Source organism: Corynebacterium sp. PCR 32, from assembly GCF_037464985.1.
Taxonomy (GTDB): Bacteria; Actinomycetota; Actinomycetes; order Mycobacteriales; family Mycobacteriaceae; genus Corynebacterium; species Corynebacterium kroppenstedtii_D.
Map to the genome: position 1 here is coordinate 1 of NZ_JBAHVL010000005.1, position 15526 is coordinate 15526.

A 15526-nucleotide genomic window follows, 5' to 3' on the forward strand; every position below is an offset into this window, starting at 1 on the left:
AGACAAAACACTACACACCCCACCCACACACCACAAACCCCCAGCACACACCACAAAAACACACACCAAAAGCAACCCTCTCTCACACATTTGCCATCACATCGAGCTAGCAAGCCACCTGAAAGGGGCAACTTTGCAATAAACACAAAACGGGCCACATAAGTGACCCGTTGTCAGTCCAATGGAACGAAGCGCTACACAGTCCAATTAGGAACCCTCATCAGCCTTCCTTCCCAAACCGTGCACCAGCAAAAGATTTCTTTCCGCGGCGAAGCACTAGCCACTGCCCATGAAGAAGGTCATCGGCCGAAGGAACCCATTCCACGTCAACAACTCGCTCATTATTCACATAAGCACCGCCTTCCTTCACAGCACGACGGGCAGCCCCTTTTGACGGAGTAAGCCCGGATTCCACCAAGAGATCCAAGATCGTCGGCTCTGCTCCTTGCGGAAATTCTGCAATCGTAGTCTCAGCTAACGCCCCCATCAACGTACGATCATCCAGATCGTGTAATTCACCACGGCCGAAGAGCGCTTGCGAAGCTAGTTCCACCGACTTCGTCGCATTCTCACCATGGACAAGAGTCGTCATTTCCCGTGCAAGACGCCGCTGAGCTGCCCGCCTATGTGCATGTTCATTGGTTTCGACTTCGAGCTCGTGCAACTCTTCACGACTCAGGAACGTGAACCACCGTAAATAACGAATCACATCGTTATCTGCCGCGTTAAGGAAATACTGGTACCAGGAATATGGGCTCGTCATTTCCGGATCAAGCCATAGTTTTCCACCACCAGTAGATTTTCCAAATTTCTTCCCCTCAGAATCGGTCACAAGCGGCACGGTAATCCCATGAACAACCTCATTATCCAGTCGACGGTTGAGATCCACACCACCGATAATGTTCCCCCACTGATCCGACCCCCCAATTTGAACGCGGCAATCATGGCGCCGACGAAGCTCAACGAAATCGTTCGCCTGCAAGAGCATGTACGAGAACTCGGTGTACGACATCCCATCACCCTCTAAACGACGTTTCACCGTATCCCTTGACAACATCGTGTTGAGAGAAAAATTCTTACCAAGATCCCGTAGATAATCGATGGCAGACATCTGCGAGGTCCAAGAATAGTTATTCTCAAGAATCGCACCATTGCCCCCAGAAAAGCCTTCATCACCTTCGAGCGATACGAAACGACGAAGCTGAGAAGAAATCTTTTCAGCCCACTCCGCGACTGTTTCTTCAGCAAGCATCGACCGCTCCCCGACGTCACGTGGATCACCAATCATCCCGGTCGCCCCGCCCGCCAACACAATCGGACGATGCCCCGCCTCCTGGAACCGCTTCAGCATCAACAAAGGAACCAGATGACCGGCATGAAGCGACGGCCCCGTGGGATCAAACCCTGTATACAAGGTCATCATCCTCTCCCGACAGGCTTCTTTGAGCCGGTCCAGATCCGTCGACTGATTAATCAGTCCTCGCCATTCGAGATCATCGATGACTGCAACGCGATCATTCGCTTCATCCGAACGACCACTAGCTACGCCGTTACTCATTTTCGATGTACTCCTCTTACGACACGATCATCGGAATATTGACTAACTCGAACGACGACCCCACACCGCCGCCCTACCACTTATCCCTGGTAAGGAGTTGCCTGATCTACCAAAAGGACGGGAATTCCATCCTCAATAGGATAGGCAATATTCAAACGTGGATTGACGAGAATCTGCTCCTCCTCGTGGTACTCCAAGGTTCCCTTATCCTTCGGACACACCAAGAGCGAAAGGAGATCTTCATTGAGGCTCATAAGAGCACACATTACCCTGCCCCAAGGGCATCACGAGCACGGTGTCCTCGTAATCGCACAGCCAGACTGACCAGGACACCACACACATTCGATATAACAAATCACGCGGCTATTCAGAATTACGCGGACCACCGGGAATCGGCGAATGAGCAGCCCACCGTGCTCCACACGACGCATCTTCCCTCAACCGTTGAAGTTGTTCCATAACTCGTGGTCGAGCAGTACCGCCCTTCGTATCCCGCGACGCAACAGACCCCTCAATCGTCAACACCTCTCGAACATCTGGAGTCAACGACAAATGAGCAGACTGCAACTCATCATCAGTCAAGTCTTTTAGGCTGACCCCACGAGCCTCAGCTAAACGGACACACGAACCCGACGCCTCGTGCGCCTCACGGAAAGGAACTCCACGCCGTACAAGCCACTCCGCGAGATCCGTCGCTAATGTGAAACCTTGAGGAGCCAACTCGCGTAAACGCGCAGTATCAAAAGTCAGCGTGCGCACCAAACCAGTCAACGCAGGAAGAAGCAACAGAAGCTGATTAACCGAATCAATAATCGGCTCCTTGTCCTCTTGTAAATCACGATCATAGGCCAACGGCAACGCTTTACACGTAGCCAAAAGACCAGAAAGATTCCCGATCAAACGTCCTGCCTTACCGCGAGTCAACTCGGCAACATCGGGATTTTTCTTCTGCGGCATGATCGACGAACCAGTCGACCATGCATCATCCAAGGTGACATAACCGTACTCAGGTGTACACCACGAGATAATCTCCTCCGCTAACCGCGACATATCTACCCCAATCTGGGCGAGAACAAAAGCTGCCTCGGTGGCAAAGTCACGCGCGCTTGTCCCATCAATCGAATTGTCACACGAGGAATCGAAACCTAATTCGGACGCAATAGCATCTGGATCCAGGTGCAATGTCGACCCCGCAAGAGCACCCGATCCGTATGGGCTGACCGCCAAACGCTTATCAAGATCCTGAAGACGATCAATATCCCTCAACAGAGGGTGTGCATGAGCCAAAAGCTGGTGAGCAACAAGAATCGGCTGTGCCGCCTGCGAATGAGTTTTACCTGGCATAATATCGTCAGAATGTGCCTCAGCTTGGTCAGCGAGCGCAGTCACCAACGTGATCGTTTCGACTGCCACGTTTCGAATAGCATCGCGAACCCACATCCGAAACAACGCAGCGACTTGATCATTTCGTGATCGACCTGCCCGGAGCCGCCCACCGACCGTAGAACCGACAAGGTCGATGAGTCCACGTTCCATGGCCCCATGCACGTCCTCGTCCGTAGGCTCAGGGACAAAAGCCCCTGACGCAACATCATCGCCGAGCTGTGTCAGCCCCTGAACCAGGATGCCGTAGTCATCATCGCTCACAAGGCCCCGGCCGTGTAGAACTTTCGCATGCGCCTTTGAAGCCAACACATCGTATGGAGCTAGTACCCAATCGATATGCGTCGATACCGACAAAGCAAACATCGCCTCGCTCGGCCCAGCTGAGAATCTACCTCCCCACAATGACCCCTGATTTGTTGTGTGCGCTGCGATTCCCATGTACGCTCCTCCGATGCCTACCGGTGCTACGTTCACTGTCGAGATTAGTTTTCTCGGTCCCGCCTGCATGCGATCTTCGACGACAAACCATGCAACTCCACGAAACCACGCGACAATGTCTGATCAAATGTGTCACCAGTGTCATATGTCGCTAAATTGAAATCGTAAAGCGATTTCTCAGAACGACGACCATTGACCATAATCCGCCCCTGATGGAGAACTAAACGAATATCACCGGTGACATTAACTTGTGTGGATTCGATGAATGCGTCGAGCGAACACTTGAGCGGCGCAAACCATAATCCGTCATAGACCTCCTCCGACCAGCGGGCATCGACACTCCGTTTATACCGCGCTAATTCCCTCTCTACCGTAATGTCCTCCAACGCTTCATGCGCACGAATCAAAACCATCGCACCAGGAGCTTCATAAACCTCACGAGACTTAATTCCCACTAGCCGGTCTTCGACCATATCGAGCCGACCCACACCCTGCGCACCGCCACGCCGATTCAATTCTTCAATAGCCTCGAGAACCGACACTGGACGACCATCAATCGCCACCGGTTTACCGCTGACAAATGAAATCACCACCTCGTCTGGCGCGTTCCCCAACGATGGTTCTTCCGTGTAGGCATAAAGATCTTTTGTCGGCCGGTTCCACAGATCCTCTAGGAAGCCTGTTTCTACTGCCCGCCCCCATACATTTTGATCAATCGAGAACGGTGAGCTCGCAGACTGCTCGATAGGTAGGTCAATCTCTTCAGCAAATGTAATGGCCTTGTCACGAGTCCAGGCATAATCACGTGCTGGGGCTATTACCTCCAAGTCAGGTGCCAAATCAGCAAAACCAACCTCGAACCGCACCTGGTCATTCCCCTTACCAGTACAGCCATGGGCGACATGGGTTCCCCCATGTTTTTTCGCGGCCTCCACTAAATGCTTCACGATCAAGGGGCGAGACAATGCAGAAACGAGAGGGTACTGCTTCATATACATGCCATTTGCCTTGATCGCCGGCAAACAGTACTCGTCCGCAAATTCGTCCTTGGCATCCACAATCACTGACTCCACAGCACCACACGCAAGCGCACGTTGCCGGACTGATTCCATATTTTCGCCACCCTGACCCAAATCAATGGACACGGCAACAACGTCACCACCAGTCATTTTAGCCAGGTACGGGATGGCGACCGAGGTATCAAGGCCACCAGAGTATGCCAGAACGACACGATTAGTCATTTGAAAAGTTCCTTATCTCAGAGACAAGCACAACGGACAGTGAACACGGCCGAGACCAACCGACAAAACTACGACGGCACTCCAAGGCCTCGGCCCGCTATCGTCGTACCTGTTGCAACTGTTCGCTGAACTCCGCCCCTGGCATAGGCTCGCGCACGAGCAGAAGGACGGTATCGCTACCAGGAATCGTACCGACAACCACCGGCATCACATCGCAACGGGAGATATAGGGCGTCTGAGGTATCTCGATGCTCTCATGCTCCAACAACACCGCCTCCTTAGGTTGGCTACCAACACGGCGACACTGACGAATGTTAACCTTCCTCGCCCGATCTGCCGAGCATGTGATCTGTGGAGCCATGTTACAAAAGCTTAGCAGAATATGCGTTGCAAGTCAGAATATACATTCTGCATGTGAAACATTATCATCACCATCAGTACAAATGTCGTCAATCACCATGAACCGCAACTGATACTTTTCAACAATCCACACCAGTCTCCCATCACCAACTAGCCGACTGACCATAGTCCACTAGGTTGGGCAAGCGACACCCTGTGGATGCCCACCCCGCACCACAACGACACCATAGCGATTAACCCTGCGTCACAACGTGAGATGCGACGCAGGGTTTTCGACACGGTTAAACACCGCAATCAGCAGAAACATCCCGCCTATGAGGCGACGATCCGGGTGCCAGCAGCCCCGTCAAGTGACGCTGCAGCATCCTTTAATGAAGAAATAATTGCGACGCGTTCCGGGTGCCCGTCAACAAAATCCACACATGCCTCGACCTTTGGCAGCATCGATCCCGGCGCGAACTGCCCATCGTCTATGTAGGTGCGAGCTTCTGCCACCGTCATCTCGCTCAGGTTTTTTTGTTGTGGTGTGTTGAAGTTGATGGCAACATTGTCGATTGCCGTCAAAATCAGCAATCTATCAGCATGGATCTGATCGGACAGAATCCCAGCGGAGCGATCTTTATCCACCACAGCTGGAACACCAACAAGATTTCCATCTTCTTCAACGACGGGTACCCCGCCTCCACCAGTAGAAATTACGATGTACTGTGATTCCACTAAGTTCGCAATAAGGCTTCCCTCGACGATCTCAAGTGGTTTCGGGGAGGCTACCACCCAGCGCCAGCCACGGCCACTATCTTCGACGAAATGATGATCGGTCTCAGCCATGATCGTCCTGGCTTCCGCCTCGCTGACAAATCCGCCAACGGGCTTCGTCGGATGATCGAAAGCAGAATCGTTTTTGTCAACCAATGTCTGCGTAATAATGCAGGCACACGGACGGTCAACGCTCCGCTTTCTCATTTCGTTCTCCAGAGCCTGCTGTAGATGGTAACCGATGTACCCCTGGGACATCGCTGACACTTCAGGGAACGGCATATGAGGCGTGTTTCCGACAGCTTTATGTGAGTTGTCGAAAGCAACCTTGATGGTCCCAACCTGCGGACCATTACCGTGGGTGACGACAACCTCATGACCATTTTCAATGAGATCTACGATCGCACTCGCAGTGCCTTTAATGAGCTCTATTTGCTCCTGGGGTGTCTGGCCCAGGGCGTTGCCGCCCAAGGCAAGAACGACACGGTTAGCCACTGGCTACTCCTCCTTTCGGATAAGTACTTCTGGATGTGATGACAGTGATACGGATTACGAGAGTGTGGCGTACATAATCGCTTTGATGGAATGCATGCGGTTTTCTGCCTCTTCAAACACACGAGAACGGGGACCCTCAAATACCTCATCCGATACTTCCATCTCAGTGATGCCGTACTTCTCCGCAATCTGCGCTCCCACGGTTGTGTTGGTGTCGTGAAAGGAGGGCAGACAATGCATGAAAATTACGTTGTCGTCAGCTTTATCGATAACGTCCTGAGTTACCCGATACGGTTCGAGGAGGCCGATACGACGCTTCCATAGATCCTCAGACTCTTCCCCCATGGAAACCCAAATGTCGGTATAGATAACGTGTGCGCCGGAGACAGCGCCGTCGACGTCATTGGTGAGCGATATGGAGCCACCGGCTTCAGCAGCAATCTCGCGGCAGGTCTCTACGAGGCCGTCCGACGGCATCTGATCTTTCGGGCCACAAGCAACAAAATGCATACCCAACTTTGCACAGACAACCATTAATGAGTTTGCGACGTTATTCTGGGCATCACCCATGAACACAAGTTTGAGTCCTTTGACTCCTTGGGGGAAGTTCTCCTCCACCGTCATGATGTCAGCGATCATCTGGGTCGGGTGGAATTCTGTCGTCAAGCCGTTCCATACTGGAACACCAGCGTTTTTCGCCAAATCTTCCACTATGGATTGGTCAAAGCCGCGATACTCGATGCCGTCGTACATCCGGCCTAACACACGAGCCGTATCTTCAATGGACTCTTTTTTGCCCATCTGTGAGCTGCCCGGATCCAGGTAGGTGACCCCCATGCCAAGATCCATTCCGCCCACTTCGAATGAGCAGCGAGTACGGGTCGAGGTCTTCTCGAAGAGCAAAACTATGTTCTTCCCCTCGAGGTAGCGGTGAGGAGTTCCTGTGCGCTTGAGGTCCTTGAAATTCTTGGATAGCGTGAGCAAGTAGCGGATCTCGTCTGGGGTGTAGTCCAGAAGCTTTAAAAAGCTACGACCGCTGAGAGATGTAGGCATATTCTTGTCCTTTCTTGTGGAATTCGCGTGCGAAACACGAAATTTCTTTTGTTCTGCCAGTGGCTGGCAAACCGTCCTCAATTAGCAATGGCGTCTCAACTGACGAATGGAAAGTCGAGCTTTTAGTAGTTGACAGGCTCACGCACAATCGGACAGGTCATACAGTGACCACCGCCACGGCCTCGGCCGAGCTCACTGGATGGGATTTCGATAACCTCGATGCCAGCGTCACGTAAGCGCTTATTGGTATGTGTATTGCGATCGTAGGCAACCACAACGCCCGGTTCGAGGGCTACAACATTGTTGCCGTCATCCCATTGTTCGCGAGCTGCAGCATATCCATCACCACCTGTCGGAATGATCGTCATCTTCTTGATGCCAAGAGCATCAGCAACAACGTCGATGTAATTCCGATCCTCAGTGGTGATATCCACGTCGCGGCCCCCCTCACCGGGCCGAAGAATAATAGGCCGGATCGTATCAACGACGTCTTTGTACACCGTTACCTTATCCAGATCCAGGAACGAGAACACTGTGTCGAGGTGCATCGAGGCCCGGTCTGGAGCCATAGCGGCGATAATGACTTGTTCAGCAGCTCCCGCTGAGAAAAGGTTACGAGCCAATTGGGAAACACCCTGCCATGTCGTCCGCTCCCCCATTCCGACGAGCACAATGCCTCGGCCCAATGGCATGATGTCACCGCCTTCCATGGTGGCAAGACCATGATCGTCATCGGTGTCGCCATACCAGAAGGAGAACTCCTCGTTAGCGAAACGTGGGTGGAAATGATAGATCCCACGAACTAACTGTGTTTCCTGCTGGCGGGCTGGCTTCGTCATCGGGCTTAGTTCGACCCCGCCGAAAATCCACGCTGAATTGTCGCGAGTGAACTGAGTATTCGGCAACGGCGAAACGATGAATTCCTCGGAGTCATGCGCTATTCCCAGCGTTGCGGTCGCCCCACCGGAAAGTTCAGCCGGTAGTTCTGAGTACGGAAGACCTCCTATGAGGAATTGCGCTGCTTTCTCCGCCGTCATCTCGTCAAACCAGCTTCGCAACTCGGTGGAAATACTCGGGCCTACCATCTTTTCACTAAGTTTGCGATCAAGAATAAACGCTCGTGCCTCGGGAATCTCTAAGGTTTCCGCGAGCAACTGGGTCATTTCAAGGACCTCGACGCCTCGGTCAGCCATCGCCTGACGGAATTCGGCGTGATCCTTGCGAGCTTTGCCGACCCATAAAACATCGTCATACAATAAATCCTGACAATTAGTCGGAGTCAAGCGTTCATGTGCCAACCCCGGTGAACAGGTCATCACCGTACGTAGTTTGCCGACTTCGGACCATGCACCGAGTGGGGTTTTCGACATCATTTTCAAACCTTTCGAACATCAGTTGTAGTGGAGTGTGCGGAGGACAGCTGCGTTACCCGACCGAAATTGTTCCATTGACAATGTTGCAGATAGCCGCAATAGCAGCGATGACGAGGACCGCGAAGATAATCCACTCATATGGACGGAAAAGACTCTGGTCACCCTTTTCTCGTTTCGCCCAGACGTAGAGGATGACACCAGGCAAATAAATCAGCGCAGCAAGCAAAAGAGCTTGCCAACCAGCAGCGTAGAGCAACCAGAAACCGTAGAGTGTTGCAACAAGGGCTGCGACAAAGTTACTGACCCTACCTCGTGCTTGTGTCTCCACATAGGTTTCCCCACGCGCAGTAACCAACAGGCCATAACCGGCCGAGAGGAGATACGGAACGAGGATAAGGGACGCAGATAGGGTGGCCATGAGGTAATAAACATCCTTCGAAAAGAAGGAAGCGACGAGGATAACAGTGGTGACGATATCCGTTAGCCAAAGGGAGTTTACCGGCGCTTTCTTCTCATTCATCCGGCCAAAAAATTTTGGCATAACCCCGTCTTGTCCGGGAACCATCAAGGTCTCTGCGGCGAGCAGAATCCATGCAAGAAGCGCACCTACAAGGGACAGGATGACACCAATTGAAACAAACCAGGCTCCCCATTGAGAACCAACAGCGTGTGCAAGAACATCTGCCATGGACGCGTCACCCAAGCTAGCAACATCTGCTCGCTGCATAATTCCTAATGACAGAAGGTTGACCGCGACGAGAAGGGCAAGGACAACTAAGAATCCAATAACGGTTGCCTTACCTACATCTGAACGTTGACGGGCCCGCTTGGAAAAAACATTAGCGCCTTCAATACCGATAAACACCCAAACGGTGACCATCATCATATTTTTGGTTTGGGCTACCACCCCCCCGAGGTCTGTTGATTGGCCACCCCAGAAATCGGCAGCAAAAAGGTTGTACTTAAATCCAACTATACAGATGATGATAAATGAAAGAATCGGAATGATCTTTGCGGCTGTGGCTATAATATTGATAAATGCAGCATTTTCCACACCGTTAAGGATTAAAAAATGAACAGACCACAGAAGTATCGATGCGCACACGATGGCAGGAATCGTATTTCCACCCTTAAATATAGGGAGAAACTTACCTATTGTTGAAAACAATAAAATAACGTATCCTACGTTGCCAATAAGTGCAGACAGCCAATACCCCCACGCCGAGTTAAAACCGACAAAATCACCGAATCCACTACGCGCATAAGCGTATACACCATTATCTAGCTCCGGTTTACGATTGCTGAGAAACTGATAGGTAAAGGCCAAGCAAATCATGCCAATACCCGTTATACCCCACCCGATGATAATAGGCCCCGCCGACGCTGAGACAGCAATGTTTTGTGGCAATGAAAAAATTCCGCCACCAATCATTGAGCCAACAACGAGTGCCAAAAGAGACATAAAAGGAAGCCCAGATTTTTCCTTAACCATGTTTGGCACAGATGTACTCGAAACGGCCCCGGTGGAAGAGTCTATTTTCTCCACAACGGTCCTTTCCCTTGCGATAGTGCCCGTTCAAGACGCCGTCACCGTTCGAGCATGGTCGCAAGTGCAATCAAGCTAATAGTTCTACATAGTCACAGAATATATTAGATATCAACACGCATTCACTGCATTAACCCTCATTCTGTGAACAACTTTGACTTTAGACCTTGGGGCGAAAAAATCCAGAACCGATTTTTTAAAATTGAACGATCGCAAGGAAACTATTTCAACCATGGCATACTTATATGTAGTCGGGATGAAAGTTATACACACTTACCAGCATCACCCTCATTCGTCATGCTGCAAACATTGACTTTTGCACGTTGCATTTATTCCACCCATTGTAATCTGCGATGAATTTAATTCATTATGTGAGTTACAACACTACAAGTCTATTTATGTGTCAGCTATCACATAGTTGTTGTTGTGACACACTCACCTCCATGACAAGGCAGGCTCACCGGCGGCTACACCACCCGTGAACACACAACACCTCGGCCCATAACCGCCCACAGGAAAAGCCCCATAGGATCATGCAGATCCTATGGGGCTCATGAGACGCCGCACCTTGCGACTAGTACCTAGCCACGTGCCTTTTACATGCGTTCAGGCGCGGAAATCCCCAACAGCGTCAATGCGTTCTCAAGAACTTGTCTAGTTGCAGTAGCGAGAGCAAGGCGAGCAATGTGGATTGACTCCGTCGTCTCCCCCTCCTTCGGCAAAATTGGACAGTTATCGTAGAAACGATGGAATATCGTAGCCAGTCGTTCTGCGTACCTCGTAAGCCGATGGGGTTCACGCAAGTCAGCAGCCATTGTAACGATTTCAGGGAATTCGCCGAGGGTGCGAATAAGGTCCCCCTCGTAGTCCGTTGTCAACAACGAGACATCAGGGCCATCCACCGTTATCCCTAATGATGCTGCTCGACGCAGCAACGAACACAGACGCGCATGCCCATACTGGACATAGTAAACCGGATTATCTGACGATTGCGATGTCCATAACCCGAGGTCAATATCGATCGAAGTATCGACGGACGAACGCAGCAACGAATAACGACTTGCATCGACCCCCAATGCCTCAACGAGATCCTCGAGAGTCACAACAGTCCCTCTACGCTTTGACATGCGCACCGCTTGCCCATCACGCACAAGATTCACCATCTGACCAATGAGGACCTCAATTTGTTCTGGATTGTACCCCAGGGCACCTGCAGCCGCCTTCAAACGTTTGACATACCCATGATGATCCGCCCCAAGCATGTAAATACACAGGTTGTGCCCCCGGTCAAACTTATCGGCCGCGTAGGCGATGTCACCAGCAATGTATGCATGGTGTCCATCAGACTTGATAACGACACGGTCCTTTTCATCACCGTACTTGGTCGTCTTCAACCACCATGCTCCCTCAGCCTGATAAAGGTTACCGTTGTCCTTCAGGTGACCGACGGCTTTATCGACGGCGCCGGACTCGTAGAGGGAATTCTCATGGAAAAACACGTCGAACTCAGTTCCAAAATCTGATAACGACCGCTTAATCCGATCAAACATCATCTCGACGCCGAGACGTCTAAAAGTTTCCTGACGTTCTGCCGGATTCTGGTTAAGCGCCCCTGGCTCTACCTTCACGACTTCATCGGCAATCTCTTGGATATAGTCCCCACCATAGCCATCATCAGGGGTTGGCTCGTTGAGCGCTGCTGCGATCAACGAACGAGCGAAACGATCAATCTGAGCACCGTGATCGTTGAAATAGTACTCACGCGTCACCGTGGCGCCGTTCGCGGAAAGAACACGTCCCAGAGAATCCCCGACGGCAGCCCAACGGGTCCCCCCGAGGTGGATTGGCCCTGTAGGGTTTGCGGACACAAATTCTAGATTCACAACGAGGTCCTTATAGCGGTCATTGTGACCGTATGTGTCTCCTCGGGCAAGAACCTCCTTGACAATTTCACCCTGGGCATCTGCTTTCAGCCATATATTCAGAAAACCGGGGCCAGCAATGTCAACTTTGTCGATAGCATCAGATGCTGTCAGCGCATCAGCGATCCACTGCGCAAGGTGACGGGGTTGAACACCAGCACGTTTCGCCACCTGCAATGCAACATTCGTGGAATAGTCGCCATGGTCAGGATTACGTGGACGTTCGACCGTTACTTCCTGAGGAATCAGTGAAGTGTCTAAACCATGCTCTGTAAACGTTGTGTGCACGGCGTCCGTCATCACATGCGAAAGTGTCAGTGGAGTCATAGCTCAGAATTATACGCGGACAGACCCCATACCCACGCGGTCGGGGATGTCCACCGATACTGGTCTCCGACCGCTACACGCCGTCACGCTGCCCTAGTTGTCCGTCTCATCAAATGTCACCACCCCACGGAGGACCGTTGCAATAACCCGGGTGTGAAACTCCATCCCGCCAAACGGTGTATTTACCGATTGCGATGCAGAATCTTCCGGTTCCACTATCCATGGAGCATGGGGGTCAACAATCGTCAGGTTGGCAGGTTCACCCTCAGCAATAGGACGACCGTGCCCTGGTAGCTGAGTGATCTCTGCAGGTCGCTCAGACATTACCTTGGCAATAAACCGCCAATCGGCCCTACCAGAGCAAACAAAAAGCTCCGCGACAATCGCCAGTGCGGTCTCCAGTCCCAACATGCCAGGGCGAGCATGTTCAAATTCACATGCCTTGAACTCAGCAGAGTGAGGCGCATGATCGGTAGCAACCACATCGATTGTCCCGTCAAGAAGTGCCTCACGTAGCACGTCAACGTCATTGCTTGTACGCAACGGTGGATTAACCCGATTGACGGAATCATAGTCACGGAGACGCTCATCAGTCAGCAACAGATGATGCGGCGTAACCTCAGCAGATACCGGAAGGCCTTTTGCCTTCGCCCCCTTAAGCAATTCAGCAGTACCAGCTGTCGAAGCGTGGCAAATGTGAATCCTAGCACCATAATCACGAGCAATCAGGATATCTCGGGCGACAATCATCTCTTCCGCCATCCGAGGCCAGCCCTCAAGCCCAAGTTCCGCAGCAACCACTCCCTCATTTGCCACCGCATCGGAAGTCAACGTTGCTTCCTGAGCATGCTGAGCCAACAGGACGTTGATACCCTGTGCATACTGCGCTGCACGACGCATCAAGGACGCCGATTGAACGCACTTGCCGTCATCAGAAAACATACGGACTCGTGCACCGGACGCAGCCATCAGACCGAATTCATTGATGTGTTCCCCCCTTAGTCCCTCGGTGATAGCACCAACCGGGTGGACATCAACCAGGCCGCACTTCTGTCCTTTCTCCCAGATAGCTTCAGCAAGCATCGGGGAGTCGGTCACAGGTGTGGTATTCGCCATGGTAAAAACGGCAGTAAATCCACCGCGGGCAGCTGCACGCGAGCCGGTCTCGATAGTTTCAGCGTCCTCATTACCAGGCTCACGCAGGTGAACATGCATATCGACCAGCCCCGGCAACAACACGTTGCCACGGCCATCAATCTCGCGATCGGCGCTAGTATTTTTATCAGCGCCAAGAGTCTCAATCACACCGTTGCGTACTAAGACGTCGACCGGCTCCCCCTCACCGTAGGGACACACGTTCCGGATAAGCAGAGTGCCCTCGCCCGGATGAGCAAGCTGGCCGGTGACTGGATATTTATTAACAGAAGTCATGGAATGCTCCTCGAAGTGGGACGGGAATCGGATTAGTCGGCAGAACCAATGAGAGTGGCATACAGGACAGCCATACGAGACAGAATGCCGTTGTGGACCTGCTCCAGCACGACCGAATTATCGGCATCAGCAACGGCGTAATCGATCTCCACCCCACGATTCATCGGCCCGGGGTGCATAACCAACGCGTTTGCAGGCATCTTGGCGTAGCGTCCCTTCGTCAGTCCGAACATTGATGTGTATTCACGCAGTGATGGGAAATACCCACCATGCATGCGCTCACGTTGAATACGAAGCATCATGACTACATCTGCGTCAGTAATTTCTGCATCAAAATTGTGCGAGATCCGAGATGGCCACGCCTCTGCTCCCACTGGAATGAGCGTCGGCGGTGCAATAAGAACCACCTCAGCCCCCAAAGTGGTGAGCATCTGAACGTTGGACCGAACAACACGGGAATGTTTGCAATCGCCGACAATGAGGACCTTACGGCCCTCCAAATTCCCCAGGTGTCGACACATGGTTACCGCATCGAGGAGAGCCTGGGTTGGGTGTTGGTGCGCACCGTCACCTGCATTGATAATCGAGGGGCCATCACCGTTAGGCGACAACCACTCTGCGAGAAGATTAGGTGCACCCGACAATGGGTGACGCATGACGATAGCCTCGGCACCCAAGGCCCGCAACGTAAGGCCGGTGTCACGAAGTGATTCGCCTTTTTGCACCGATGATGACGAGGCAGACATGTTCACAGTGTCAGCACTCAGTGTCTTCGCCGCACGTTCAAAAGAAACCCTGGTACGCGTGGAATTTTCGTAGAAAAGGGTAACAACCGTCCGGCCACGTAGTGTCGGCAGCTTTTGCACCTCACGTCCGTGGAGGGCCGAACGGAACTGTTCAGTTTGCTCAAGTAGAAAAGTGATCTCATCTTTCGTAAGACGAGAGGCATCGATAAAGTGCTTCATAGTGATTTGCTCCCCAATGTATCTGCGCAGAAAAACTGGTCAGAGTGCGAGTTAGAGGTTTAATGCAGGTCAGCATCGACATGACTAGTTGTCGACACGCACGAGTAGAACTCGGTCACGACCATCTAATTCTTGACATTCAACGACAACATTCTCGCGAAAATTTGTCGGCAGCGATTTACCCACATAGTTGGCTTTGATGGGTAATCGACGGTTTCCCCGATCAACAAGGACAGCCAATTGAATTGCATTCGGTCGCCCCAGATCACGAATGGCATCGAGTGCGGCACGTATGGTACGACCTGAAAAAAGAACATCATCGACGAGGATGACCGTCGAATTATCAATCCCAGATTCCGGGATGCGAGTAGGCTGAAGCGCTCGATGGGGAGTCTTACGTAGATCATCTCGATATAGTGTGATATCGAGAGCTCCACTGTGGACTTCGACGCCTGAAAATTGGGAGATATTACGCGCGATCCGCTCGGCGAGTGGAACACCCCCAGAGGGTATACCCAGTATCACCACTGGATCCGCGCCCGAGGAGCCAATAGCTCGATTCTCTATGATTTGGTGCGCGATGCGCGCGACGGTTCGGTTGACATCGTTGGCATCAAGGATTTCCACCTCACTACCACTGTCAGTGCGGGAGCCGTTTGTGCTCATCGTGACCTC

General features: G+C 52.0%; 13 protein-coding genes. All 13 read right to left on the reverse strand.

The features are described from left to right. Nucleotides 1–220: 220 nt before the first annotated feature. Nucleotides 221–1558 (reverse strand): tyrosine--tRNA ligase, encoded by a 1338-nt coding sequence (gene tyrS / locus V5S80_RS07165; RefSeq protein ID WP_395170088.1) that lies wholly within the window; start codon nucleotides 1556–1558, stop codon nucleotides 221–223. A gap of 80 nt (nucleotides 1559–1638) precedes the next feature. Beyond that, nucleotides 1639–1812 carry a Trm112 family protein gene (locus tag V5S80_RS07170; RefSeq protein ID WP_395170089.1) on the reverse strand — a complete coding sequence of 58 codons (174 nt, stop codon included), beginning with the start codon at nucleotides 1810–1812 and terminating at the stop codon, nucleotides 1639–1641. A 109-nt stretch (nucleotides 1813–1921) separates the two neighbouring features. Then, entirely contained in the window at nucleotides 1922–3382 is a 1461-nt protein-coding gene (gene argH / locus V5S80_RS07175; RefSeq protein ID WP_395170090.1) for an argininosuccinate lyase, read from the reverse strand. 44 nt (nucleotides 3383–3426) lie between these two features. Further along, the gene (locus V5S80_RS07180; protein WP_395170091.1) at nucleotides 3427–4623 is read right to left on the reverse strand and encodes an argininosuccinate synthase; all 1197 of its coding nucleotides are present in this window, start codon (nucleotides 4621–4623) and stop codon (nucleotides 3427–3429) included. Nucleotides 4624–4720: 97 nt separating this feature from the next. Further along, on the reverse strand, nucleotides 4721–4984 hold the full coding sequence (locus V5S80_RS07185) for a hypothetical protein (protein ID WP_395170092.1): 264 nt from the start codon (nucleotides 4982–4984) through the stop codon (nucleotides 4721–4723). 311 nt (nucleotides 4985–5295) lie between these two features. Continuing rightward, nucleotides 5296–6234, reverse strand: a complete 939-nt coding sequence (gene arcC / locus V5S80_RS07190; protein ID WP_395170093.1) for a carbamate kinase — start codon at nucleotides 6232–6234, stop codon at nucleotides 5296–5298. A 54-nt stretch (nucleotides 6235–6288) separates the two neighbouring features. Beyond that, entirely contained in the window at nucleotides 6289–7287 is a 999-nt protein-coding gene (argF, locus tag V5S80_RS07195; RefSeq protein WP_395170094.1) for an ornithine carbamoyltransferase, read from the reverse strand. Between the two features lie 122 nt (nucleotides 7288–7409). Further along, entirely contained in the window at nucleotides 7410–8657 is a 1248-nt protein-coding gene (locus tag V5S80_RS07200) for an arginine deiminase (protein WP_395170221.1), read from the reverse strand. Between the two features lie 55 nt (nucleotides 8658–8712). After that, nucleotides 8713–10152 carry an arginine-ornithine antiporter gene (gene arcD / locus V5S80_RS07205; protein ID WP_395170222.1) on the reverse strand — a complete coding sequence of 480 codons (1440 nt, stop codon included), beginning with the start codon at nucleotides 10150–10152 and terminating at the stop codon, nucleotides 8713–8715. Between the two features lie 650 nt (nucleotides 10153–10802). After that, nucleotides 10803–12455, reverse strand: a complete 1653-nt coding sequence (gene argS / locus V5S80_RS07210; RefSeq protein WP_395170095.1) for an arginine--tRNA ligase — start codon at nucleotides 12453–12455, stop codon at nucleotides 10803–10805. 93 nt (nucleotides 12456–12548) lie between these two features. Further along, entirely contained in the window at nucleotides 12549–13886 is a 1338-nt protein-coding gene (locus V5S80_RS07215; protein WP_395170096.1) for a dihydroorotase, read from the reverse strand. Nucleotides 13887–13918: 32 nt separating this feature from the next. Then, nucleotides 13919–14851, reverse strand: a complete 933-nt coding sequence (locus V5S80_RS07220) for an aspartate carbamoyltransferase catalytic subunit (protein ID WP_395170097.1) — start codon at nucleotides 14849–14851, stop codon at nucleotides 13919–13921. 84 nt (nucleotides 14852–14935) lie between these two features. Further along, nucleotides 14936–15517, reverse strand: a complete 582-nt coding sequence (gene pyrR, locus V5S80_RS07225; RefSeq protein WP_395170098.1) for a bifunctional pyr operon transcriptional regulator/uracil phosphoribosyltransferase PyrR — start codon at nucleotides 15515–15517, stop codon at nucleotides 14936–14938. Between the last annotated feature and the right edge of the window lie 9 nt (nucleotides 15518–15526).

Coding starts and splice junctions, on each gene's coding strand:
- V5S80_RS07220 (WP_395170097.1), bottom strand. CDS start 14,851: ATGAAGCACTTTATCGATGCCTCTCGTCTTACGAAAGATGAGATCACT.
- argF (WP_395170094.1), bottom strand. CDS start 7,287: ATGCCTACATCTCTCAGCGGTCGTAGCTTTTTAAAGCTTCTGGACTAC.
- argS (WP_395170095.1), bottom strand. CDS start 12,455: ATGACTCCACTGACACTTTCGCATGTGATGACGGACGCCGTGCACACA.
- arcD (WP_395170222.1), bottom strand. CDS start 10,152: ATGGTTAAGGAAAAATCTGGGCTTCCTTTTATGTCTCTTTTGGCACTC.
- V5S80_RS07180 (WP_395170091.1), bottom strand. CDS start 4,623: ATGACTAATCGTGTCGTTCTGGCATACTCTGGTGGCCTTGATACCTCG.
- tyrS (WP_395170088.1), bottom strand. CDS start 1,558: ATGAGTAACGGCGTAGCTAGTGGTCGTTCGGATGAAGCGAATGATCGC.
- argH (WP_395170090.1), bottom strand. CDS start 3,382: ATGGGAATCGCAGCGCACACAACAAATCAGGGGTCATTGTGGGGAGGT.
- V5S80_RS07200 (WP_395170221.1), bottom strand. CDS start 8,657: ATGTCGAAAACCCCACTCGGTGCATGGTCCGAAGTCGGCAAACTACGT.
- V5S80_RS07185 (WP_395170092.1), bottom strand. CDS start 4,984: ATGGCTCCACAGATCACATGCTCGGCAGATCGGGCGAGGAAGGTTAAC.
- V5S80_RS07215 (WP_395170096.1), bottom strand. CDS start 13,886: ATGACTTCTGTTAATAAATATCCAGTCACCGGCCAGCTTGCTCATCCG.
- pyrR (WP_395170098.1), bottom strand. CDS start 15,517: ATGAGCACAAACGGCTCCCGCACTGACAGTGGTAGTGAGGTGGAAATC.
- V5S80_RS07170 (WP_395170089.1), bottom strand. CDS start 1,812: ATGAGCCTCAATGAAGATCTCCTTTCGCTCTTGGTGTGTCCGAAGGAT.